The organism is Citrobacter sp. wls710 (assembly GCF_005281115.1).
Taxonomy (GTDB): domain Bacteria; phylum Pseudomonadota; class Gammaproteobacteria; order Enterobacterales; family Enterobacteriaceae; genus Citrobacter; species Citrobacter werkmanii.
In genome coordinates this window covers 1-540 of the sequence record NZ_SZXD01000041.1, presented here as the reverse complement: position 1 = coordinate 540, position 540 = coordinate 1, and the positions used below count along the sequence as shown (strand labels likewise).

At 48.9% G+C, this 540-nt stretch carries 1 protein-coding gene and 1 pseudogene; both read left to right on the top strand.

The window, feature by feature from the left end:
- A pseudogene (locus tag FDX14_RS25245) lies at positions 1-220 on the top strand (hypothetical protein); the annotation flags it as partial.
- Positions 217-441 carry a hypothetical protein gene (locus FDX14_RS20065; RefSeq protein ID WP_252182544.1) on the top strand — a complete coding sequence of 75 codons (225 nt, stop codon included), beginning with the start codon at positions 217-219 and terminating at the stop codon, positions 439-441. The pseudogene FDX14_RS25245 and the gene FDX14_RS20065, both read left to right, overlap by 4 nt.
- The last annotated feature ends 99 nt before the right edge of the window (positions 442-540 follow it).

The window sequence follows — 540 nt, the reverse complement described above, 5'->3', positions numbered from 1 at the left end:
TTACTCAGTCAGAAGCAAGCGTGACGCACTGACCCGCTCTGGAGGATTAACTATGCGTGAATGGACTGCATGTGAATTAGCAGCGCTCATGCGCTACACCAACGCAGAAGTAGCAGAGATTACCGGTAGGAGTATCGAAGAGGTCGGAGATAAGCGACTGCAAACCAATATTGAGCGTAATGGCTGGGATGTTAACGATCCGGAACGGGAGGATGCATGAAGAAGATGACTATCGAACAGGAGAACGCATTGCGAGCTACTGCCAAGCGCTGCAACGACGAACTGAAAGCAGCGATGTCACAGAAGCCTAAGCCGAAGTTTGACTCTGTCAGCCGGCCACTTCTGGCGAAACATTACGAGAAAATAAAGGGACTTGGAGTCCCTTTTTTATTGTTCGTTTACACCATTGGGATGATCAACAAACAGTTTCTGGAGCACTGACCATGGCTGACATTATCGATAACGCATCAACGCTTGAAGATTTACAGCGTGACGCGGCACTGAGCATGCACAGACTCAACCACTCAGCAGTATCAGCAA

What these genes read in the sequence shown, in the direction of transcription:
- FDX14_RS20065 (WP_252182544.1), top strand. Translation starts at nt 217, where the DNA reads ATGAAGAAGATGACTATCGAACAGGAGAACGCATTGCGAGCTACTGCC.